The sequence below is a fragment of the Nonomuraea ceibae genome (assembly GCF_019396325.1).
In the GTDB taxonomy this organism is placed as follows: domain Bacteria; phylum Actinomycetota; class Actinomycetes; order Streptosporangiales; family Streptosporangiaceae; genus Nonomuraea; species Nonomuraea ceibae.
Genome location: NZ_JAHKRO010000002.1, coordinates 1 through 21,595, shown reverse-complemented (window position 1 = coordinate 21,595; position 21,595 = coordinate 1). Strand labels below are relative to the sequence as shown.

Annotated in this window: 15 protein-coding genes; 13 read left to right on the top strand and 2 right to left on the bottom strand. The window is 74.1% G+C overall.

Features of this window, described 5'->3' with window-relative positions; genetic code table 11:
• Positions 1-33 precede the first annotated feature (33 nt).
• The 7 genes from KME80_RS01825 to KME80_RS01795 all read left to right on the top strand — a co-directional run bounded on the left by KME80_RS01825 (position 34) and on the right by KME80_RS01795 (position 9,103).
• The gene (locus tag KME80_RS01825) at positions 34-873 is read left to right on the top strand and encodes a phosphatidylinositol-specific phospholipase C/glycerophosphodiester phosphodiesterase family protein (RefSeq protein WP_219499511.1); all 840 of its coding nucleotides are present in this window, start codon (positions 34-36) and stop codon (positions 871-873) included.
• Positions 874-1,033: 160 nt separating this feature from the next.
• On the top strand, positions 1,034-2,404 hold the full coding sequence (locus tag KME80_RS01820; RefSeq protein ID WP_219499509.1) for a hypothetical protein: 1,371 nt from the start codon (positions 1,034-1,036) through the stop codon (positions 2,402-2,404).
• Positions 2,392-3,498, top strand: a complete 1,107-nt coding sequence (locus KME80_RS01815) for an ARPP-2 domain-containing protein (RefSeq protein WP_219499508.1) — start codon at positions 2,392-2,394, stop codon at positions 3,496-3,498. The genes KME80_RS01820 and KME80_RS01815 overlap by 13 nt, the downstream gene beginning before the upstream one ends.
• A gap of 14 nt (positions 3,499-3,512) precedes the next feature.
• Positions 3,513-5,006: a protein kinase domain-containing protein gene (locus KME80_RS01810; protein WP_308125576.1), complete on the top strand. Its 1,494-nt coding sequence runs from the start codon at positions 3,513-3,515 to the stop codon at positions 5,004-5,006.
• 5 nt (positions 5,007-5,011) lie between these two features.
• Positions 5,012-7,879, top strand: coding sequence for an AfsR/SARP family transcriptional regulator (locus KME80_RS51605; protein WP_219499993.1), 2,868 nt, complete (start codon positions 5,012-5,014; stop codon positions 7,877-7,879).
• 77 nt (positions 7,880-7,956) lie between these two features.
• Complete coding sequence (locus tag KME80_RS01800; RefSeq protein WP_219499505.1) at positions 7,957-8,580, top strand: hypothetical protein; 624 nt, start codon at positions 7,957-7,959, stop codon at positions 8,578-8,580.
• Positions 8,564-9,103 (top strand): OmpA family protein, encoded by a 540-nt coding sequence (locus KME80_RS01795; protein WP_219499497.1) that lies wholly within the window; start codon positions 8,564-8,566, stop codon positions 9,101-9,103. The genes KME80_RS01800 and KME80_RS01795 overlap by 17 nt, the downstream gene beginning before the upstream one ends.
• Before the next feature lie 25 nt (positions 9,104-9,128).
• On the opposite strand, the gene KME80_RS01790 is transcribed toward KME80_RS01795, so the two are convergent.
• On the bottom strand, positions 9,129-10,220 hold the full coding sequence (locus KME80_RS01790; protein ID WP_219499495.1) for a S1C family serine protease: 1,092 nt from the start codon (positions 10,218-10,220) through the stop codon (positions 9,129-9,131).
• A gap of 18 nt (positions 10,221-10,238) precedes the next feature.
• Positions 10,239-11,699: an AMP-binding protein gene (locus tag KME80_RS01785; RefSeq protein ID WP_219499493.1), complete on the bottom strand. Its 1,461-nt coding sequence runs from the start codon at positions 11,697-11,699 to the stop codon at positions 10,239-10,241.
• Positions 11,700-12,153: 454 nt separating this feature from the next.
• Between KME80_RS01785 and KME80_RS01780 the strand changes: the two genes are divergently transcribed.
• From KME80_RS01780 to KME80_RS01760, 6 genes are all read left to right on the top strand, one after another.
• Entirely contained in the window at positions 12,154-12,549 is a 396-nt protein-coding gene (locus KME80_RS01780; RefSeq protein WP_219499491.1) for a hypothetical protein, read from the top strand.
• A gap of 62 nt (positions 12,550-12,611) precedes the next feature.
• Positions 12,612-14,789 carry an acyl-CoA dehydrogenase family protein gene (locus KME80_RS01775; RefSeq protein WP_219499489.1) on the top strand — a complete coding sequence of 726 codons (2,178 nt, stop codon included), beginning with the start codon at positions 12,612-12,614 and terminating at the stop codon, positions 14,787-14,789.
• A gap of 37 nt (positions 14,790-14,826) precedes the next feature.
• Entirely contained in the window at positions 14,827-16,308 is a 1,482-nt protein-coding gene (locus KME80_RS01770; protein ID WP_219499487.1) for an MmpA family trehalose lipid delivery protein, read from the top strand.
• Between the two features lie 123 nt (positions 16,309-16,431).
• Entirely contained in the window at positions 16,432-16,563 is a 132-nt protein-coding gene (locus KME80_RS51600; RefSeq protein WP_281426709.1) for a hypothetical protein, read from the top strand.
• Positions 16,564-16,643: 80 nt separating this feature from the next.
• The gene (locus tag KME80_RS01765) at positions 16,644-17,843 is read left to right on the top strand and encodes a glycosyltransferase family 4 protein (RefSeq protein ID WP_219499485.1); all 1,200 of its coding nucleotides are present in this window, start codon (positions 16,644-16,646) and stop codon (positions 17,841-17,843) included.
• Positions 17,840-21,595 (top strand): alpha-(1->3)-arabinofuranosyltransferase (locus KME80_RS01760; RefSeq protein ID WP_219499482.1); only part of this gene is annotated, 3,756 nt, incomplete at its 3' end. The genes KME80_RS01765 and KME80_RS01760, both read left to right, overlap by 4 nt.

The following is a 21,595-nucleotide window of genomic DNA, read 5'->3' as shown; positions in this document are numbered from 1 at the left end:
GCATCTCTGGTTCCTGATGTGTGAGGAGATGTGATGTTCCGTCGAGCTCTGGGGGCTCTGGTCGCCGCGGGGGCACTGGTCCTGATGGCGGCTCCCGCGTCGGCGGCCGGGGCGCAGCCGCTGCCACGGGCGCACGCGCACAACGACTACGAGCACGACCGCCCCCTGCTGGACGCCCTCGACCACGGGTTCACCAGCGTCGAGGCGGACATCTACCTGGTGGACGGGGAACTGCTCGTCGGGCACGACCCGGAGGATCTGCGTCCCGGCCGCACCCTCCAGGCGCTCTACCTCGACCCGCTGGCCCGGCGCGTACGGGACAACCACGGGCACGTCTACCCGCGCAGCCGGCAGCAGCTCCAGCTCCTCGTGGACATCAAGAACAACGGCGCCGCCACCTACACCGAGCTCGACCAGGTGCTGCGCTCCTACCGCAAGATGCTGACCACCTACCACAAGGGCAAGGTCAAGCCCGGCGCCGTGACGGTCGTGATCAGCGGGGACCGGCCGCGTGACCTGATGGCGGGCCAGGAGCGGCGGTCGGCGTTCTACGACGGCCGCCTGTCGGACCTGGGCCAGGGCGGCGCGTCGCTGGTCCCGCTGATCAGCGACAACTGGACCAACCACTTCACCTGGCGCGGTGAGGGCCCGATGCCGGAGGCGGAGCGGGCCAAGCTGCGTGACATCGTGGCGACGGCCCACCGGGACGGGCAGCGGGTCCGCTTCTGGGCGACGCCGGACGTGGCCGGTCCCGCCCGGGACGCGCTCTGGCGCGAGCTGGTCGCGGCGGACGTGGACCACGTCAACACCGACGACCTGGCCGGGCTGCAGCGGTTCCTGCTGGAGCACGACGGCGAACGTGCGGCGGCCTGACGAGGCGGTTAATTCGTCGCGTAGGTGTGGATGATTCGGTAAGTTCCGGATCAGGCTGACCGCGGGACTCCGGTGCGACTTCCGGAAACCGCCTTTACCGCGATGCTTCGCAGCTCGTGCCCTCATTCCCCGGTCAGCCCCACCGTCATCCGGGGGCCTCATGGACACCTATGCCGACCTGATCGAGTGCGAGGACGTGCTGCTCTTCGCCAACGCGGCGATCACCGCCACCGGGCAGCGCGAGTTCCACGGCGGGGCGGGCGAGCAGCGGCTCTCGCTCGACTTCCTGCACCGCTACGTGCACGGCAACTATCCCGGCCTCTACGCGGCCACGCTGGCGCTCGACGTCAACGACCACAACGCCGCACTGATCATCGCCACCGTGCTCAGGGAGCGCAGCGCCGCCGACGGGCGGCTGATCGCCCGGCGGCTGGCCCGGATGAGCCCGGCCCGCGTCTACCGGCTGTTCAGGCAGCTCCAGCGCGACGGCGTGAACAACAGGCGCACCAGGGCGATCGTGCGCGACTGGCTGCTCGCCCGCCCCGACCTGGCCTTCGACGCGGTCAAGTACCGCTCGGCGGTCAAGGCGGCGGTGCGGCACGCGCATCTGACGCCGCCGGGCGAGCTGGGCGACTTCCTGTTCGCGCCGCGCCGCCGCGCCCGCTTCCAGACCCCGGTGCTGGAGGCGTGGCGGCGGGCGCACTACGACAAGAACGCCCTGTACGAGCTGCCGTACACGGTCGCGGAGGGCTTCGCCGCCCGGCACGGGATCAGCCGGGCGGTGTTCCTGGAGCGGATCGCGCCCCGGCTGACGAGGCTGGAGCGGCTGCGGCTGACCGGCGCGGCACGCGGGAGCGGCGTCGAGACCGGCGCCGACCTGGCCGCGCTGCCGCTGGTCCGCGCGGCCTCGTACGTGCTGTCGCTGCCCGTGGACGAGCGGCGGCAGCACGTCGCGGCGCTGCGCGCGGGCGCGCGGCGGGTCGCGGGGGCGCGGACGGGCACGTGGGGGAGCGTCACGGCAGTGCTGGACGACAGCTTCTCCTCCTACGGCTCGCCGGTGAAGCGGCGCCGGCCGCTCGCGGTCGCGCTGGCCTGCCACTACCTGCTGGAGGCGCTGGCCTCCCGCTACACCGGGCTGTGGCTGTCGGGGCGGGCCGAGCCCGTGGCCGCGCGGCCGGCCGGGGCGACGCCGCTCGGGCTGCGCGTCCTCGACGCGCTGGAGACGCGGCCCGACCGGCTGGTGATCGTCTCCGACGGCTGGGACAACGCGCCTCCCGGGCTGGCCGCCGAGGTGCTGCGCGTGTGGCGGCGCAAGCTCGACCCCGCGGGCGAGGTACGGGTCGCGCACCTCAACCCGGTGTACGACGCCGACCGGTTCGACGTGCGGCGGCTCTCGCCCCTGGTGCCGACGGCCGGGATCCGCGACGCCGAGGACCTGCCCGCGCTGGTTGAGCTGGCCCGCTTCGCCGAGGGGCGCACCGGGCTGGGCGAGCTGCGGGCGTACCTGGAGGAGCGGGCATGCTCGATCTGACCGGCCTGGTCACCATGCCCGCCCAGACCTGGGGCAGCGTGCGGCTGGTGCCGCTGGTGCGGCCCGAGCCGATCGTGGACCTGCGGCTGCACGCCCGGGTGTACGGCGACGAGCTGTCCATGGCGCTCCTGCCGGACCGGACCGTCTACACCGCGTACGTGCCGCACGCGTTCGTGGCGTCGTGGACCGGCGACGGCACGCCCGCCGCGGCCTACGGGACGCAGCTCGGCGAGCCGCTGCGGCACGTGCCCATCAGGACGCACCGCCGCCTGGTCCAGCGGGAGGCGAAGAACCGGCTGCGCATCCTGCCCCTGCACCTGGCCCTGGAGGGTTACCTGGCGCTGCACTACGACCTGCCGGGGATCGCCTGGGAGGAGTGGACCCGGGCGGCGGTCGCCGGCGGGCTCTCGCCGCGCGTCGAGGCCGCCTACTCCGGCGCGCACGTGCGCGGGCTGGACGACGCGCTGCGGGTCTTCGAGTTCCACGCGGGGCAGTGCGGGCTGCTCCTGTACGTGGGCGACACGCTGGCCAGCGCGTTCGTGACGCCGCACCCGGAGGACTACCGGGCGTTGCACCCGACGCTGATCCGCGACCTGTACGGGGAGCTGATCTACGAGTACGCCCTGCACTACCCGGTGCGCGACTTCCGCGCGGCCATCGACGACAGCCGGGTGGACACGCTCGCCGACCTGCGGCGCGAGGCCGAGCGGCAGGGGGAGGAGTGGGCCGCGTTCCACGACTCCGTCATGGCGGGGGGCCTGCGGGCGCCGAACGTGCGGGACGTCTACCGGCTCGGGCGCTTCACGCTCCAGCGGTTCCTGCCCGTCTTCGACCGGTTCGCCGAGAACCACATCGGTGAGATGATCACCGACGACCAGGGGCGGACGGCGTACCTGAAGACGTTCCGGCTCTCGCAGGCACAGGTCAGGCGGGGCTACCTGCTGAGCAGGCTGGCCGAGAACCAGTGGAGTCTCCCGGACACCGCCGCCGCGCTCGGCGTCACGACCGGTGAGCTCCGCGCGCGGATGGACAGGGCGGGGTTCGGCCACCTGCTGCGACCGGAGTCCAGAGTCGGCGGACATATCCGGACCTGACTACTCTGTCTGCGGTGAGCGGCGATCGGGTCATCGGCGGGTACACGCTGCGGCGCGTGCTGGGCCGGGGCGGCATGGGTGAGGTGCACCTGGCCGCCACGCCCACCGGCGGCTTGGCGGCCGTGAAGCTGATTCACCCCTCGCTGGCCGGGGACCCGGCCTTCCGCCGCAGGTTCGAGCGGGAGGTCGCCGCCGCCCGGCGGGTGGCGCGGTTCTGCACGGCTCCGGTGCTCGACGCGGGCATCGACGGGGACGTCGCCTATCTCGTCACCGAATACGTCAAAGGCCCCGACCTGGCCCGGGCCGTACGGGAACAGGGGCCGCTGTCCGGCGGCAACCTCGACGCGCTGGCCGTGGGCATCGCGACCGCGCTCAGCGCCATCCACGCCGCCGGGGTCGTCCACCGCGACCTCAAGCCGTCCAACGTGCTGCTCTCGCCGCTCGGGCCCAAGGTGATCGACTTCGGCATCGCGCAGCTCGCCGGCTCCGACGGCCAGGCCAGCCAGGCGATCCTCGGGACGCCCGTGTACATGGCCCCCGAGCAGGCGCGCGGCGAGCCGGTCACGCCCGCCACCGACGTGTACGCGTGGGGCGGGGTGATCGCGTTCGCCGGGACGGGACGGGCCCCGTTCGGCGAGGGCGCGCCCGGCGAGGTGCTGTACCGGATCGTCGCCGAGGAGCCCCGGCTCGACGGGCTGGACGAGGGCATCCGCGACCTGGTGGCGCGGGCGCTGGCCAAGGACCCGCGCGAGCGGCCCACCGTCCAGGGGCTCCTCGCGGGGCTGCTCGGCGGCACGGACGTGAGCGCCGCCTCGGCCACCCAGGTCGTCGAACGCACCTGGACGAACCCGGCGCCCCATGCCCCCGAGCGGGGACGGCGCCGATGGGGCTGGGCGGTCGCGGGGGTCGCCGGGATCGCCGTGCTGGCCGTCGCCGCGGTGCTCGGGCTGCGGGGGACGCAGGCCGCGACCTGGCCGTACGAGGCGGGCTTCGGCTCGTGGGAGGTCGGCGCGTCCGAGGGCGGGAACGTGCGCCTCGACGGCTCCGCGTACGAGCTGACCGTCAAGGACGGGTGGCGGCTGTGGAAGTCGGCGCCCAGGCCCGAGCCGGACGGCGGCGTGGTCGTGAGCGCGAAGGCGGCCCTGGAGGAGGGACGCGGCGAGTACGGCGTGTGGTGCCGCGGCGACGGCGGCGACCGCTACGAGTTCGCCGTGAGCGGGTCGGGCGAGGTCGCCATCGTCAAGCGCCGCGCCGGGCGGGAGGGCGCCGTCCTGTACGGTCCCCTGCGGGTGAAGACCGGCCAGGCGAACCGCGTCGTGGCCGAGTGCGCCGGAAGCGGGGACGAGGTGAAGCTGCGCATGTGGCTGAACGAGAGCCTCGTCGCCGAGGCCGCCGACGCCGACGACCCCTACGGGCCGGGCAGCGCCGGGGTGCACGCGGCGCCCGACTCGGGGGCGGCGGTGCGGGTGCGGTTCGAGTCGTTCGCGCTGCGGCCCGCGCAGGGGTGAGCGGCGTGCGGTTCCGGGTGCTGGGCCCGCTGCGGGTCGAGGACGGGCAGGGGCCGGGCCCGGCCAAGCACCGGGCGCTGCTGGCGGCCCTGCTGCTGTCGGCGGGCCGGGCGGTGCCGGTCGAGCGGCTGGTGAGCGTGCTGTGGGGCGATCAGCCGCCGCAGTCGGCGGACCCGGTGCTCCGGGTGTACGTCAGCGCGCTGCGCAAGATCGTCGACGGGATCACCACGGTGCCCGGCGGCTACCTGATCGCGGCGGATCCGGACGAGGTGGACTGCCACCGGTTCGAGCGGCTGGTCGGGCAGGCCAGGATGGCGCGTGACGCGGGCGCGGTCGCCGAGGCGGCCGGCACGTTCCGGGAGGCGCTCGGGCTGTGGCGGGGGCAGGCGCTCGCGGACGTCGACAGCGCCGAGCTGCGCCGGGCGCACGGGGTGCCGCTGGAGGAGCTGCGGCTGACCGCCGTGGAGGAACGGGTCGAGCTGGACCTGCGGCTCGGGCGGGGCGCCGAGGTCGTCGGCGAGCTGCGGGCGCTGGTCAACGCGCATCCGCTGCGGGAGCGGGCCTGGGCGCATCTGCTGGCGGCGCTGCACCAGGCGGGCCGCCGTTCGGAGGCGCTGGCCGCCTACCAGGAGGCGCGCCGGATCCTGGTGGACGACCTGGGGCTGGAGCCGGGGGCCGAGCTGCGGGAGGCGCACGAGCGGGTGCTGCGGGGGGAGGTGGCCGCCGTTCCGGTGGCGGAACGGCGGGTCCCGCTCAACGAGACGCCGCCCGATATTTCGGACTTTACGGGGAGAGCGGACGTGCTCGCCTGGATTCTCCGCGCCGCCACCCCGGAAGGCGGTGGCGGGGCGCCCGTGCTGCTGGTGGTGCACGGGCCGCCCGGGTCCGGGAAGTCGGCGGTGGCGGTGCGGGCCGCGTCCCGCATGGACCTGCCCGACGGGCGGCTGTACGCCGTGCTGGGCGGCCGCGCGCCCGGCGCCGTGCTGGAGGACCTGCTGCGGTCCCTCGGCTGCCCCGACGGGAGCGTGCCGCCCACCCTCGGCGAACGGGTGCGGCTCTACCGGCGGCTCACCTCCGGGCGGCGGCTCCTGCTCGTGCTCGACGACGCCGCCGACGAGACCCAGGTACGTCCTCTGCTCCCCACCGGGGCGGGCAGCGTGACCCTGGTGACGAGCCGGTCGCCGCTCGCCGGGCTGGAGGCGGCCAGGGCGTACGAGCTGGGGGTGCTGGCCCCGGACGAGGCGCTGGACATGCTCGCCGGGGTGGCCGGGCGCGACCGGGTTGCCGCCGAGCCCGAGGCGGCGCGGGAGATCGTACGGCTGTGCGGCGGGCTGCCGCTGGCGCTGCGGATCGCCGGGTCGCGGCTGGCCAGGAAGACCGGGTGGACGGTGGCCCACCTGGCCGGGCGGCTCGGGGACGAACGGCGCAGACTGGACGAGCTCAGCGCCGGTGACCTCGCCGTGCGGGGCAGCCTGGCGGTGGGGTATCGCGGGCTGGCCGAGCCGGAGCGGCGGCTGCTGCGGGAGCTCGGGGCGTGGACGGGGCCGGACTTCGCGGACTGGGCTCTGGGGGCCGACCTGGAGCCGCTGGCCGAGGCCGGGCTGTTGCAGTCGCTCGGGCTGGACGAGGCCGGGCAGGAGCGTTACGGGTGGCACGACCTGACCCGGCTCTACGCCGTGGAGCGGCTGGCCGAGGCGGGCGGGCCCGGCCCGGTGCTGCGCGCCCGCGCCGCCGAGGTGCTCGACCGTGCCAGGCGTGCCCGGTCCGCCCTCCTCCCCGCCGAACCGGGCTCCGGCCGGACCCTGGTCTCCACCCCCGACGACCCACCCACCCCGAGACCCACGCCCGCCCGTGGTGATCAGGCGAGCCGGGGCCCCGTGGCCGCCCCGTACGGGGTGTTCCCTCTCAGCGGGGAGACGTCGCGGGGGACGGCGTGGTTGCGGCGGGAGGCGCGGTGGCTGGCGGCGGAGCGGCGGTTCCTGGCCGCGGCCGTGGGGGACTTCCACCGGGCCGGGCTGCACGAGGCGGCGTGGCGGCTGGCCTTCTATCTGACGCCGCTGTTCGAGCTGGGCGGGCACCACGACGACTGGCACGCCACCACCGCGACCGGGCTGGACGCGGCGCGGGCGGCGGGGCACCGGCAGGGCGAGGCGCTGCTGCTGCGCGGCCTGGCGGACCTGCACCGGGTGGAGGGCAGGGCCGATGCCGCGGCGGCGGCGCTGAGGGCGGCGCAGCCGCTGGTGGAGGGGCTGGAGCTGGCCCGCGTGACGCTCCGGCTCGGCCTGGTGGAGCCGCGCAGGCCCGAGGCCGAGCGGGTGCTGCGCCGCGCGCTGACGGTCTTCGAGCAGGCGGGCGACCTGCGCGGCCGGGCGGACGCGCTGCGCGGGCTGGGCGCGCTGCTGGACGATCAGGCCATGCTGGAGCGGAGCCTGGCCGGTTACGAGGAGCTGGGCGACCCGCGCGGGGCGGCCGAGGCGCGGCTGGACCTGGCCAGGCTGCACCTGAGGGCGGGCCGCTACGCGGAGGCGCGCGAGCACGCGGAGCTGCGCATCGCGGCGAACCGGCGGCTCGGCGACCGCCTGCCGGAGGCCGCCGGGCTGCTCGTGCTGGCGGCGGTCGCCAGGGCGGCGGGCGTGCCGGAGTCGGCGGCCGAACCGGCCAGGCAGGCGGCGGAGACGTACACGGCGTACGGGGATCGGCGCAACGCCGCGGCGGCCCTGCTCCTCCTGGCGCGTACGTACCTGGAACTCGGCCGGAACGACGGGGCGGTTGATGCGTTGATGCGTGCTATGGGAGAGTTTGACGTTCTCGGCGACCGGCAGGGCCGCGCCGAGGCCGAACACCTGGCGCGGGAGGCGCGCCGGCGCCTATAGCGGGCTATGCGGATCCTGAAGGTCGCAGCGTTAGCTTGTCGAGCCAAGAGTCGAACCCCCGAAAGGTGACCATGGACATGCGCAGGACGATCGCGCTCGTGGCGGCGGCCGTCGCGCTGGCGGGCTGCGGGATGCTCCCGGCCCAGCCGGGCAGCGGCGGCGGTGGCGAGGAGAAGCAGCAGACGGCCGCCACCACGCAGCAGGAGAGCGCCGCGCCCGCCGAGGAGCCCACCCCCGAGCAGCCCGGCGAGCAGCCCGCCGACCAGCAGAGCGCGCCGCCGCAGAGCGGGAAGGCCATCGCCACCCACGAGACCGACGTGTCCGGCGCGGGCGACACCGGCCGGGCCCGCGTCGAGATCACCGCGCTCAAGCGGCAGGGCAGGACGGTCACGCTCAACTGGACCGTCACCGCCGTCGAGGGCAAGGTCAACATGCACAACGGCATGGCCGAGACCCCGTCGGACTACTCGGTCTCCGGCGTGTCGCTCATCGACCCGGTCAACGCCAAGCGCTACCGCGTCGCCCGCAACAACTCCGGCCCCGGCGCGGAGTGCGTCTGCTCCGAGACCCAGGGCGGCTTCCTGAAGGCGGGCGACAAGAGCTCCCTGTACGCGGTCTTCGCCGCGCCGCCCGCCGACGTGACGAAGGTCAACGTCGAGATGCCGATGATCGGCGTGCTGACCGATGTTCCGATCTCTTAGCCTGGCGCTCGCCCTGGTGCTGTCCCCCACGCCGCCGCCCGAGTCGGCGGTCGGCGCGGTGGAGGACCTGGTGATGCCGGTGGAGGACATCATCGGCGCCGTGGAGTCGCTCGACGGCACCGAGAGCGAGACCCAGCAGGGCACCCAGGTGACGGTGGCGCTGACCAGCGACGTGCTGTTCGCGCTGGACAAGTGGGCGCTGACCGGCAAGGCCAGGCAGCGGCTCAAGCAGGTCGCCGAACAGATCAACGCCGAGGGCGCGGGCGGCGTCGTCAAGATCGAGGGGCACACGGACGACCAGGGCTCCGACTCCTACAACCGGACGCTCTCCACCCGCCGCGCCCAGGCCGTCCAGCAGGCCATGCGCGGGCTGCTCACCGGTGCGGGCGTGTCGCTCCAGGCGCAGGGCTTCGGCGAGAGCCGCCCCAAGCTGCCGAACATCGTCGACGGCGAGCCCGTACCGGCGAACCGCGCCAAGAACCGCCGCGTCGAGATCGTCTACGACGTCAAGGAATCCGGATGAGCGCGTCGCCTCGGGGCGCGCGGGTTCAGTCGGCTGCGAGCTCGCCGAGCGTCACCGTGACCGTCTGCGGGGCGCCGCCGCCCCTGGTCAGCTCGATCCGTACCTTGTCGCCCGGCTTGTAGGTGGTGAGCGCCTCGGTGAGGGCCGCCATCGTGGGCGTCTCGGTGTCGTTGACGCCGGTGATCACGTCCCCCTCCTGGATGCCGGCCTTCTCCGCGCCGCTGTTCTTGACCAGCGACACGACGCCCACGCCCGCGGGCTGGCCGTTCTCGCCGATGACCGTGCTGCCCCGGACGCCGAGCGCCGCCCGATGGCTATTGATCACCTTGCCGTGCTTGATGATCTGGGCGGCGATGTCCGTGGCGGTGTTGCTCGGGATGGCGAACCCGATGCCCGGCGCCGCCCCGCCGCCCAGGCTCGGATCGGTGGCCGCCAGCGTCGGGATGCCGATCACCTGGCCCGACAGGTCCACCAGCGCGCCGCCGCTGTTGCCCGGGTTGATCGCCGCCGACGTCTGGACCGCCCCGGCGATCGTCGCGCCCGGCGAGCCCGGGTTCTCCGGCTCGCTGACGGTACGGCCCAGCGCCGACACGATGCCGTTCGTCACGCTGCCCGACAGGCCCAGCGGGTTGCCCATGGCCAGCACGAGCTGCCCCACGCGGAGCTTGGCCGAGTCGCCGAACCTGGCCGGCTGCAGCCCCTGCGGATCGTCCACCTTGATCACCGCCAGGTCGCCGGCCGGGAACGCCTTGACCAGCCTGGCCCGCCGGGTGGCGCCGCCGGTGGCGAGCGTGACGTCCATCTGCTTGGCGTCGCCCACCACGTGCGCGTTGGTGACGATGTGGCCCTCGGCGTCGTAGACGACGCCGGAGCCGAGGCCGGTGCTCGTGTTGATCTGCACGATCGACGGCAGCACTTCTGCGATGACGCGCTCGTACGCGGTCTCCAGCGCCTGCGCGTGCGAGGTGGGCGACGCGGGCGGTGGATGCGAGGCGGTGTCCGTGTGCGTGGCCGACGGCGGCGCCGGGGTGCCCGGCGACTGCGCGCCCGGCGGAGGTATCTGGCCACAGCCCGCGACCAGCGTCAACGCGGTGAGTGCCGGCAAGATCCGCTGCATGGAGCACTACTGCCCGGCTCAGCCGGAAAGATACGCCTCCCGGACATTTCGCCTGCTCAGCTTGCCTGTGGGCGTACGCGGCAGCGACTCCCGGTACTCGATCGCGCGCGGGTGCTTCAGCCTGGCCAGCCGGGGGCCGCAGTGGCGCAGCAGCTCCGCCGTCAGCTCGTCGTCGCCAGTGGCCCCCGGCGCCGGCTGCACCAGCGCCACCACCTTCTGCCCCCATTCCGGGTCGGGCACCCCGATCACCGCCACGTCCGCCACCGCCGGATGCTCCAGCAGCGCCGCCTCCACCTCCGCCGGGTAGATGTTGACACCGCCCGAGATGATCAGATCCGTCCTGCGGTCCAGCAGGAACAGGTAGCCCTCCTCGTCCACGTAGCCGATGTCGCCCGGCGTGTAGTCGCGGCCCCGCATCGCCTCCGCGGTCTTGCCCGGATCGCCGTGATACTCGAACCGGTTGATGCCGCCGATGTACACCAGGCCCGGCTGCCCCGGCGGCACCTCCTCGCCGTCCTCGCCGACGATCGTGAACGCCATCCCGTCCAGCGCCCGGCCCACCGTGCCCGTCCTGGCCAGCCACTCCCGCGACGACACCATCGTGGCCACCGCCGCCTCCGTCGAGCCGTAGTACTCCCACAGCACCGGGCCCAGCCAGTCGATCATCGCCTGCTTGGTCGCGGGCGGGCACGGGGCGGCGCCGTGGTAGAGATGCGTGAGCGACGACAGGTCGTACGACTCCCGGTCCGGCACGGCCAGCAGCCGGTGGAACATCGTCGGCACCATGAACGCGTTCGTCACCCGGTGACGCTCGATCAGCCGCAGCGCCTGCGCCGCCTCGAACCGCTCCGGCGCCACGATCGCGTGCCCGAACTGCAGCGCCATCATCGCCTGGCCGTACGGGGCCGAATGGTAGAGCTGCGAGCAGACCAGGTGCACGCCGTCCTGCGGCAGGCCGAAATGCCGCCAGCTCTTGCGCATGAGGATCGGGTACAGGTCCTCCGGCGTCAGATCCAGCAGCCTGCGCCGCACGCCCTTCGGCCTGCCGGTCGTGCCGGACGTGTAGAGCATCATCGACCCGGCTCGGCGGTTCGCCGGAGGCTCGGCCGGGCGGCCCTCGGCCAGGTCGTCCACCGTGAGCCGGTCCGGGGCCACCACGACCTTGGCCCGGGAGTCGGCCACGATGTAGGCGATCTCGTCGTCGGTGTAATGCCAGTTGACCGGGACCAGGTAGGCGCCCGTCTGGTAGGTGGCGAGCATCATGGTCAGCGCGTCGAGCCCGTTCTTCAGCACGGTCACCACCGCGTCGCCGTGGCCCACGCCCTTGTCCATCAGGCCGTGCGAGGCCCGGTTCACCCGGGCGTGCAACTCTCCGTACGTGACGGTCCCGTGGCCGGTGCTGGTGCTGTCGCTCTCGCTGTCGCCGAGTAGGGCGGGCCGTCCTGGGTCGTTCGCCGCGATCTCATAGAAGCCCCTCATATCTGGCGACATTACAGAATTTAGTTCTGCAAACGGAATAGCGGAAATTTCGGCTTCCGGGGTGACGTAGCCTCGTCCCATGGCGGACGTCGGCGACCAGGACCACACCAACGATGCTCCCACCGCTCCCTTCCGCAAGATCGTCGTCCCCCCGCCGGACGACCCCGCGGCGGACGAGACGATCATCACCACGGACTGGCGCGCCCTCTCACCCACCCCCGGCCCCGTCCAGCGAGCCCTGACCCAACCCCCACCCGACCAAGCCCCGGGAACCGTTCCCCCCGCACACCCCGGAGGTCCCGCCCCCACGCCCAGCGCGCCCGGGTGGTCCGGCCCCGCGCCTGGAGGGCCCGCGCCCGTACCTGGGGGTCCCGCGCCCCTACCCGGAGGGGCCGCGTTCCTGCCCGGAGGGGGCGCTCCTGGAGGGGGCTTTCCTGAGCAGGGTGGGTCGCGGGTGGGGTTGCCGCCGGAGCCCAAGGGCGGGGTGGTGAGCCGGATCGGGGATGTGCCGATCAAGGTGGTCTACCTGGTCGGCGCCGTGGTGGCGACCGTGGCGGCGGTGTTGCTGGTGTTCGTGATGTTCTCGGGCGATGTGCCGGAGGAGCCGGCGGTCGAGGAGGTGGTGCCGGTCGTGCCGGTGCCGTCCGCGAGCGGAAGCGTGAGCGGGTCCCCGACGGCGACCGGGACCACGGCGGGGGCGGCGTTGCCGGCGGTGCCGGCGAAGCGGGCGTTCCCGAGGCTGGGCGGGAAGGCGGCGGTGCCGCAGACGGTGGTCGCGTCGATTCCGGAGCCGGGAAAGGCGTACTGGGCGGATTTGAAGACGTTTGCGGCGAAAGTTCGTCCACTCTAGGCCAGAAGCATCCTCTAGAATATGGTTCTGGCATCGATGGGACCTGCCTGGAGGATGAGCACATGGCGATCGGGTTGAGCGAGGAGCACGAGGCGCTCCGCGAGTCGGTGACCGGCTGGGCCGAGCGGAACATTCCGGCCGAGCTGCTGCGCGCCGGAGGCGAGGGGCGGCCCGCGTTCTGGCCGGGGCTCGCCGAGCAGGGGCTGCTCGGCCTGCACCTGCCCGAGGAGGCCGGCGGCTCCGGCTACGGCCTGCTGGAGGCCGCCGTGGCCGTGGAGGCGCTGGCCGAGCGGATGGCGCCCGGCCCGTACGTGCCGACGGTGCTGGCGAGCGCGGTGATCCACGCCTCGAAGCGGCACGAGCTGCTGCCGGGGCTGGCCGACGGCACGCTGACCGGCGCGCTCGCCCTGGGCGGGCAGCTGACCGGGACGCCGTCGGACGACGGCACGCTGGTCGTCGGCGGCACGGCCGAGCCGGTGCTCGGCGGTTCGCTGGCGGACGTGCTGGTGCTGCCGGTGTCGACGGCCGACGGCGAGGTGTGGGTGGCGCTCGACGCCGCCTCGGCCACGGTGACCGAGGTCAAGTCGCTGGACCTGACCCGCCCGGTGGCGAAGGTGGAGCTGGACGGCGTGAGCGTGCCCGCCGACCGCGTGCTGGAGGGCGTGTCGGGCTCGGACGTGCGCGACCTGGCCGCCGTCCTGCTGGGCGCGGAGGCCGCCGGCGTGGCGTCCTGGTGCGTCACGGCCGCCGCCGACTACGCCAAGGTACGCGTCCAGTTCGGCAGGCCGATCGGCCAGTTCCAGGGCATCAAGCACAAGCTGTCGCGGATGCTGGTCGCGCTGGAGCAGGCCCGCGCCACCGTGTGGGACGCCACGCGCGCCACCGGCAAGGAGCTGGAGTACGCGGCCGCGATCGCCGGGGTGATGGCCCCGGACGCCGCCGTGCAGTGCGCCAAGGACGCGATCCAGACGTTCGGCGGCATCGGCTACACCTTCGAGCACGACGCCCACCTCTACTACCGCCGCGCGCTCACCCTGCGCGCCCTGCTGGGCCCGTCGGCCGAGTGGGCGGCCCGGGTGACGGACCTGGCGCTGCAGGGCGTCTCGCGGGAGATGGAGATCGACCTGCCGGAGGACGCCGAGCCGATGCGCGAGGCGATCCGGGCGGAGATCGCGGAGATCGCCGCCCTGGAGGGCCAGGAGCAGAAGCGGGCGCTGGCCGACCGCGGGTTCGTCATGTCGCACCTGCCGAGGCCGTGGGGCCGGGGCGCCTCGCCGCTGGAGCAGGTGCTGATCGCGCAGGAGCTCAAGGCCGCCAAGGTCAGGCTGCCCGCGATGATCATCGGCGCCTGGGTGGTGCCGTCGGTGGCCGCGTACGGCACGCCGGAGCAGCAGCAGCGCTTCCTGCCCAAGACGCTCAGCGGCGAGATGATCTGGTGCCAGCTCTTCTCCGAGCCGGGCGCGGGCTCCGACCTGGCGGCGCTGCAGATGAAGGCCGAGCAGGTCGAGGGCGGCTGGAAGCTGAACGGCCAGAAGATCTGGACGTCGGTCGCGCACTTCGCCGAGTGGGGCATCTGCATCGCCCGCAACTCCTCGGAGGGCACCAAGCACGAGGGCATCACGTACTTCCTGGTGGACATGAAGTCGCCGGGCGTCACGGTGCGCCCGCTGACGGAGATGACCGGCGAGAACCTGTTCAACGAGGTCTTCCTGGACGATGTGTTCGTGCCGGACGACCTGGTCGTGGGCGAGGTCGGCGACGGCTGGAAGGTGGCGCGCAACACGCTGTCGAACGAGCGCGTCTCGCTCTCGTCGGGCTCCGGCGGCACCGGCGCGTCCGTGCCGGACCTGCTGGGCCTGGCCGGGCGGCTGGGCCGCGAGCTCACGCCGGTCGAGCGGCACGAGCTGGCCGGGGTGATCTGCGAGGGCCACTCGATCAACGCGCTGTCGCTGCGGGTGACGCTCAAGCAGCTCGCCGGGTCGGAGCCGGGGGCCGACGCGTCGGTGCGCAAGCTGCTGTCGACCTCGCACGCCCAGCACGTCTCCGAGGCGGCGGTGAGCCTGCTCGGCGCCCAGGCGGTGACGGCGGCCGACATGAAGCTCGGCGACGCCGGCTACTGGAACCGCGCGGTGCTGGCCACCCGGGCGATGACGATCTACGGCGGCACGACCGAGGTGCAGCTCAACATCATCGGTGAGCGCATGCTGGGCCTGCCTCGGGATCCCGAGCCCGGCAAGTAACCGGCTACCCTCCCTCCTCGTGGGGAGGCTCGAACGGATGGGACCCGCGCTCCTGGGCGCGGGTCTCGCCGTGCTGGCGCTGGGGCCGGCGCTCGGGTGGGGGTTCGTGCTCCGGTACGACCTGGTGTTCGTGCCGGATCCGCCGCTGCTGCCCGACTCCGGAGGGTTCCCCCGGGCGGTGCCGAGCGATCTCGTGGCGGCGCTCCTGTCGCGGGTCCTGCCCGGGGAGCTGGTCCAGAAGGGGCTGCTGGTCGCGATCTTCGTGCTGGCGGCGAGCGGCGCGGCGGCGCTGGTGCCGCCGGAGCGCCGGATCGGGCGGCTGGTCGCGGCCGTCTTCTATGCGTGGAACGTCTACCTGGCCCAGCGGCTCCTGCTCGGCCAGTGGGCGCTGCTGCTGGGGGTGGCGGGGCTGCCCTGGGCGGTCCGGGCCGTGGGCGCCGCCGGGCGCGAGCGGTGGCTCGGACGCGGGCACGGGTGGTGGCGCGGAGGGTGGCGCCAGTGGTGGCGGCTCGTCGTGGCGCTGGTGCCGGCGGCGGTGGGCGGGTTCCAGGCGATGCTGGTGACCGCGCTGACGCTGGCGCCGATCGCGGTCGCGCGGCGGCGGGCGGCCGTGACGGGGGTGACGCTCGGCGTGCTGAGCCTGCCGTGGCTGGTGCCCGCGCTGACCTCGGGCGCGGTGACGGACCCGGCGGGGGTCGACGCGTTCGCGGCGCGGGCCGACGGGCCGTTCGGGGTGCTGGGGAGCCTGCTGTCGCTCGGCGGCGTCTGGAACGCCGAGGCCGGGGTGCCGGGCCAGGAGTCGTGGTGGCTCGCCGCCGGACGGCTGGCGCTCGCGCTGACCGGTCTGTACGGGTACGCCAGGATGCGCGCGGAGGAACGGCCGCAGTGGTGGGGCGGGCTGGCCGTGGCCGCCGGGGCGGGGTTCGGGGTCGCGTGCCTGGGGGCGTTCGCGCCGGGCGTGCTGAAGTGGCTGATCGGGGCGTGGGCGGGGTTCGGGCCGCTGCGTGACGGCCAGGCGTACCTGGCGCCGCTGGTCCTGGTGGCGGCCGTGGGCCTGGGCTCGCTGCTGCGGTCGGGCGCCCCGGCCGTGGTCGGGCTGCTGGCGCCGGTGCTGGTGCTGCCGACGTTCGCGTGGGGGGCGTCGGGGCGGCTGGAGGCGGTGGCGTACCCGCAGGAGTGGCGGGCGGTGCAGCGGATCGTGAACGCCGACCCGGCGCCGGGCGCGCTGCTGTCGCTGCCGTGGGGCGCGCACCGGGCGTTCGCCTGGAACGGCGGGCGGGTGACGCTCGACCCGGCCGCCAAGATGTTCGCGCGCCGGGTGGTCCGGGACGACACGCTGCTGGTCGGGCTGCCGGACGGGGGGCGGTTGCGGGTGCGGGGCGAGGACCCGCGCAACAGGCTGTCGCCCGCCGGTGTCAGGTACGTGCTCGTGGCCGGGACCGAGAACCGGTTCCCCTTCGATCGGCGCGGCTGGACGCCCGTGCACCAGGGCCGGGAGCTGACGCTATGGCGCCGCTGACCGGCTCATTCACGTCTTACTTGAGGGTAACTTATTACATCACGGTTTGACGATACCTATGGATTCGTCCCGTAACACGTTCTAGTGTCGGCACACATCGTACCGATGTGGAGGGAGCGCTCTGTGTTGCGAATTCTCGCGGCATTGGCCATTGGAGCCCTGCTGGCGGTCGGCGCGTCGGTCGCGGTGGTCAACGTAGCGTCGCCGGCCCCGACCCCGCCGAACCAGCCGCTCTACAACTACGGCACCAGGTAGTCCTTCCCGCCTGACAAGGCCTTACCAGCGGAGCACCGGGCGTGGCTTCGCCATGCCCGCATGCCCGCCGTCGAGGAGTGATGGTGGTCTTCACCGGTGAGCACGCCGACCAGGCACATGCGGTCGTCCGCGGCGAGGGGCCGCTCGCCGGGGTGCGGATCGCCATGCTCAACTTCCGCGAGCCCCGGCAGACGACCGCGGGCGGCGCGGAGGAGTACGCCTGGCAGGTCAGCCGCCACCTGCTGACCCAGGGCGCCTCGGTGGTGTTCGTGACCGGACGCCAGCGCGGCCAGCGCCGGGCCGAGACGCGCGAGGGCATCGCGCTGCGCCGGATGGGCAACCCGTACCTGGTCTACCTGCTGGTGCCGCTCTGGCTGCTGCTGCACCGGCGGCGCTTCGACGCGGTGATCGACTCCATGAACGGCATCCCGTTCTTCGCCCCGCTCGTGATGCCGCGCCGCACGCCGGTGGTGTGCCTGGTGCACCACGTGCACGACCGGCAGTTCGCCGCGTTCCTGCCCCGCTGGCTGGCGGTGATCGGCTGTTTCGTCGAGGGGCCCGTCGCCCGGCTCGTCTACCGGCGCTGCATGACGGTCACGGTGTCGGAGTCGTCCCGGCGGGAGCTGGTCGGCAAGCTGCGCTGGCTGGGCCCGATCGTCGTCGTGCCGAACGGGTGCGCGCACCCCGAGCCGCCGCCGGTCCGGGAGCCCGGCCCCGACCCGGTGATCGTGTACGCGGGCCGGCTGGTCGGGCACAAGCGCATCGATCGGGTGGTGGACCTGGCCGGGGAGCTGTCGGGGATGTGGCCGGGCCTGACCGTGCACATCGCCGGGCGCGGCCCGGAGTCGGGCCCGCTGGCCGGGCACGTGGCCGCCCGGGGGCTGGGCGACCGGGTCCGGCTGCACGGGTTCGTGCCGGAGGCGCGCAAGGTCGCGCTGCTGGCCGGGGCGACGCTGAACGTGACGGCCTCGGAGTTCGAGGGCTGGGGGCTGACCGTGATCGAGGCGGCGGCCCTCGGCGTGCCGACGGTCGCCTACGACGTGGCCGGGCTGCGCGACTCGGTGCGTCACGGCGTCACCGGCTGGCTCGTGCGGGATGGCGAGAGCCTGGCCGACGTGACCGCCCGCGCGCTCAAGGAGCTGGCCGATCCGCGCCGCCGCGCCGAGGTGTCCAAAGCGTGTCGGGCCTGGGCAAAGGAGTTCACCTGGTCCCGAACTGGGGCTAACATGACTGAACTTATCGTGGCGGAACTCCAAGATCGCGGCGGAGCCCATCAGTGACCCATGCCTCGCCTGGACGACGGGACGAGCTCCCCGACTCCGAAGCCGAGAGCTATGACAAGCGGATCGGGCACCGGCTGCGCCTGCTGGCCGGCTGCCTCCTGCTGGTCGCGATCGCGTTCAACACCTCGACCGAGAAGATCATCCCCGAGACGAAGCTCGACATGGCGGTCAACCCGCTCGGCTTCCTCGGCAGGGCCCTGCACCTGTGGGACGGCGCCTACTTCGGCCACCTGCAGAACCAGGCGTACGGCTACCTGTTCCCGATGGGCCCCTTCTACGCGCTCGGCCTCAACCTGGGCATGGAAGCCTGGACGGTGCAGCGGCTGTGGATGTCGCTGGTGCTGTGCACCGCCTTCCTCGGCACCGTGCAGCTCGCCCGCGCGCTGCGGATCGGCGGCCCGGTCTCGCGGATAGTCGCCGGGTTCGCCTACGCGCTCGCGCCGCACGCGCAGGCGCTGATCGGCATCAACTCCTCGGAGTTCCTGCCCAGCGCCGTGCTGCCGTGGATCGTGCTCCCGCTGGTCCTGGGGGCGCGGAGGGCGCTGTCGCCGCGCCGGGCCGCCGCGCTGTCGGCGCTCGCCTTCCTGTGCTGCGGCGGCGTCAACGCCGTGGCCGAGCTGGCCGTCCTCGTCGTCCCCATGCTCTACCTGCTGACCCGGGGGCGCGGCCCGGTCAAACGCAGGCTGATCGCCTGGTGGCTGCCGCTGATCGCGCTCGCCTCGCTGTGGTGGGCCGTGCCGCTGCTCACGCTGGGCCGCTACATCTTCTCCTTCCTGCCCTACATCGAGACGGCGGGCGCGACGACCAGCGTCACGTCCCTGGTCAACGCGCTGCGCGGGACGTCGAGCTGGCTCAGCTTCCTCACCGTGGACGGGCAGGTGTGGCTGCCGGACGCCCACCAGCAGTCGACCGTCCCCTGGCTGATCCTCGTCACCTCGGCCGTCGCCGCGCTGGGCTTCGCCGGGCTGGCCCTGCGCGCCTTCCCGGAGCGGACGTTCCTGCTGGTCAGCCTGCTGGCGGGGGTCATCATCGTGACGACCGGGCACCCCGGCACCCCGCACGCCGCCTTCATGGCCGAGCTGCTGGACGGCCCGCTGTCGGCCTTCCGCAACCTGCACAAGTTCGACGCGCTGATCCGGCTGCCCGCCGCCCTCGGCGTCGCCGGCCTCATCACCCTCGTACGGCCGGACCTGCGCAGGCACCTGACCGTCGCGGCGGCCGGGCTGGTCGCCCTGTCGGGCCTGCCCATCCTGTACGCGGGACTCGCCCCGGCGGGCGGCTTCACCGCGATCCCCGACTACTGGAAGCAGGCCGTCTCCTGGCTGGGCCGCAACGCCGGCGACGGCATGGTGCTGGCCGTGCCGGGGGCCAAACGCGGCGAGTACCTGTGGGGCCGCCCGCTGGACGAGCCGCTGCAGCCGCTCGCGCGGACCCGGTGGGCCACGCACACGATCGTGCCGTGGGGGTCGGCGGGCGGGTCGCGGCTGATGGCGGCCATCGACGACCGCCTGGCGTCGGGCAAGGGCTCGGCCGGGCTGGCCGCCACGCTGCGCCGCATCGGCGTGAGCCACCTGGTGGTCCGCAACGACCTGGATCGGGCCACGATCGGCACCGCCTGGCCGGCCCGCGTGCACCAGGCGCTGGAGGACTCGCCCGGCATCTCGCTGGAGGCCAGGTTCGGGCCCGGCGTGGGCGTCGGCAGGCACGGCCAGGCGGCCTCCTGGCTGGACCAGCCGTACCCGGCGGTCGAGGTCTACAAGGTGGCCGGGGCCGCGCCGCTCGTCGGCACCGTCCCCGCCGACCGGGCGCTGCGCGTCGGCGGCGCGCCCGAGGCCGTGCTGGCGCTGGCCGAGGAGGGGCTGCTCGACGGCGACCGGCCGGTGCTGCTCAACGACGACGACGGCGTGCTGCCCGCCGCCGAGTCGGTGCTCACCGACACGCTGCGCCGCCGCGAGGTGGCCTACGCCGACCTGCGGCGCAACGCCAGCGCGACGCTCACGGCCGACGAGGAGCGGCGCGGCAGCTCGCCGGCCGCCGACCTGCTCGACCCCGGCTGGGAGCGGTACCTGGCCACGGCCGGGTTCAGCGGGATCGCCGGGGTGAGCGCGTCCTCGGCGGAGTCGGACGTCACGGCGTTCGGCGAGGCACGGGAGCCGGGGCACCAGCCGTTCGCCGCGCTCGACGGCGACCCGCGCACGAGCTGGCGCTCCACCGGCTGGACGGGCGCGACCGGCGAGTGGCTGGAGGTCGCGCTCGCCGGTCCCCGGCGGCTTGACACGATCACGGTGGCGTTCGAGACCGCGCCGATCGGGCCGCCGCCCGCCGAGGTCGTGGTCGAGACCGACGCCGGCGAGCTGCGCCAGGACGTCAGGGCCGGCGCAGGGCCGCAGGAGCTGGCCGTGCCCGAAGGGCCGACCTCCAGGGTGCGCGTCACCGTCACCCGCACCGCCTACGAGCCGGAGAGCGCGCTGGGCAGCCGCGTCGGCATCACCGAGCTGACGATCCCCGGCGTCCAGGCCGGCCGCTCGATCGTCGTGCCCGACCCGGGCGAGCAGCCGGGGGAGCCCGCGATCGCGCTCAGCAGGCAGGGCGACGTGCCCGGCTGCCTGCGCGGCTCGATGGTGTGGAGCTGCTCCGAGGGCCACGAGGTGCTCGGCGACGACGGCCACGGCTTCGACCGCCTCTTCACCACCAGGAAGGACGGCGACTACACCGTCACCGGCCGGGCCGTGCTGCGCGACCGCGTCGCCGTGGAGAAGCTGAGCGCGCTCCCGGACGACGCGCTGACCGTCACCGCGTCCTCCACCTCCGTGGCGCACGGCGCGGCGGCCGGCCGGTGGGCGTTCGACGACGACCCGAGAACCATGTGGTTCGCCGACCCGCTCGACCCCAGGCCGACGCTCACCGTCGAGCTGGCCCGCCACACCACGCTGACGGAGCTGCGCGTCACCACGCCCGACTCCTACCTCGGCGCCCCGCCCCTCCGCGTGACGGTCCGCGCGGACGGCGGCGTCCGGCAGAGCTGGATCGGCAAGGACGGGCTCGTCGAGTTCCCCGCCCTGTCGGCCAGGAAGATCGAGCTGGAGTTCGGCGCGTCCGGCGGCCGGCCCGTCGAGATCAGCGACATCGCGATCCCCGGCGCCAGCCCGCTCGGCGCGCTGACCGGCTTCCCGCTGCGGCTGCCGTGCGGCTACGGCCCGACCTTCACCGTGAACGGCCGGACCGTCCACACCGAGGTCACCGAGGGCACGCTGCACGACGTCGTCACCGGGCGGCCGGTGCGGTTCGAGACCTGCGAGCGGCTGCTCATGGTGGCCGGGCGCACCAGGCTGGCACTGCGGCCCGGCGACTCCTACCGCGTCGAGTCCGCCGTGGTCCGCCGCCTCGACGAGGACGCGCGGCGGGCCGGGCCGCAGCGCATGCGCGAGACGCCCGTGCGGAGCTGGGAGGCGGGCGAGCGGGTGGTCCAGGTCGACGTCACCGCCGACTCCTACCTGGTCGTCAACGAGAACTTCAACGCCGGGTGGAAGGCCACGCTGGGAGTCGCCGAGCTCAAGCCGGTGCGGCTCGACGGCTGGCGGCAGGCCTGGTTCGTGCCCGCGTACACCTCCGGGACCGTGACGCTCACGTACGTCCCCGACGAGCCGTACCGGGCCGGGCTGGCGGCGGGCGGCGCGCTCGCGCTGCTGGTCGTGGCGCTGGCGCTGACGCCCGGCCGGGGGCGGCTGCGGCGGCTGCCGCCGTGCCGG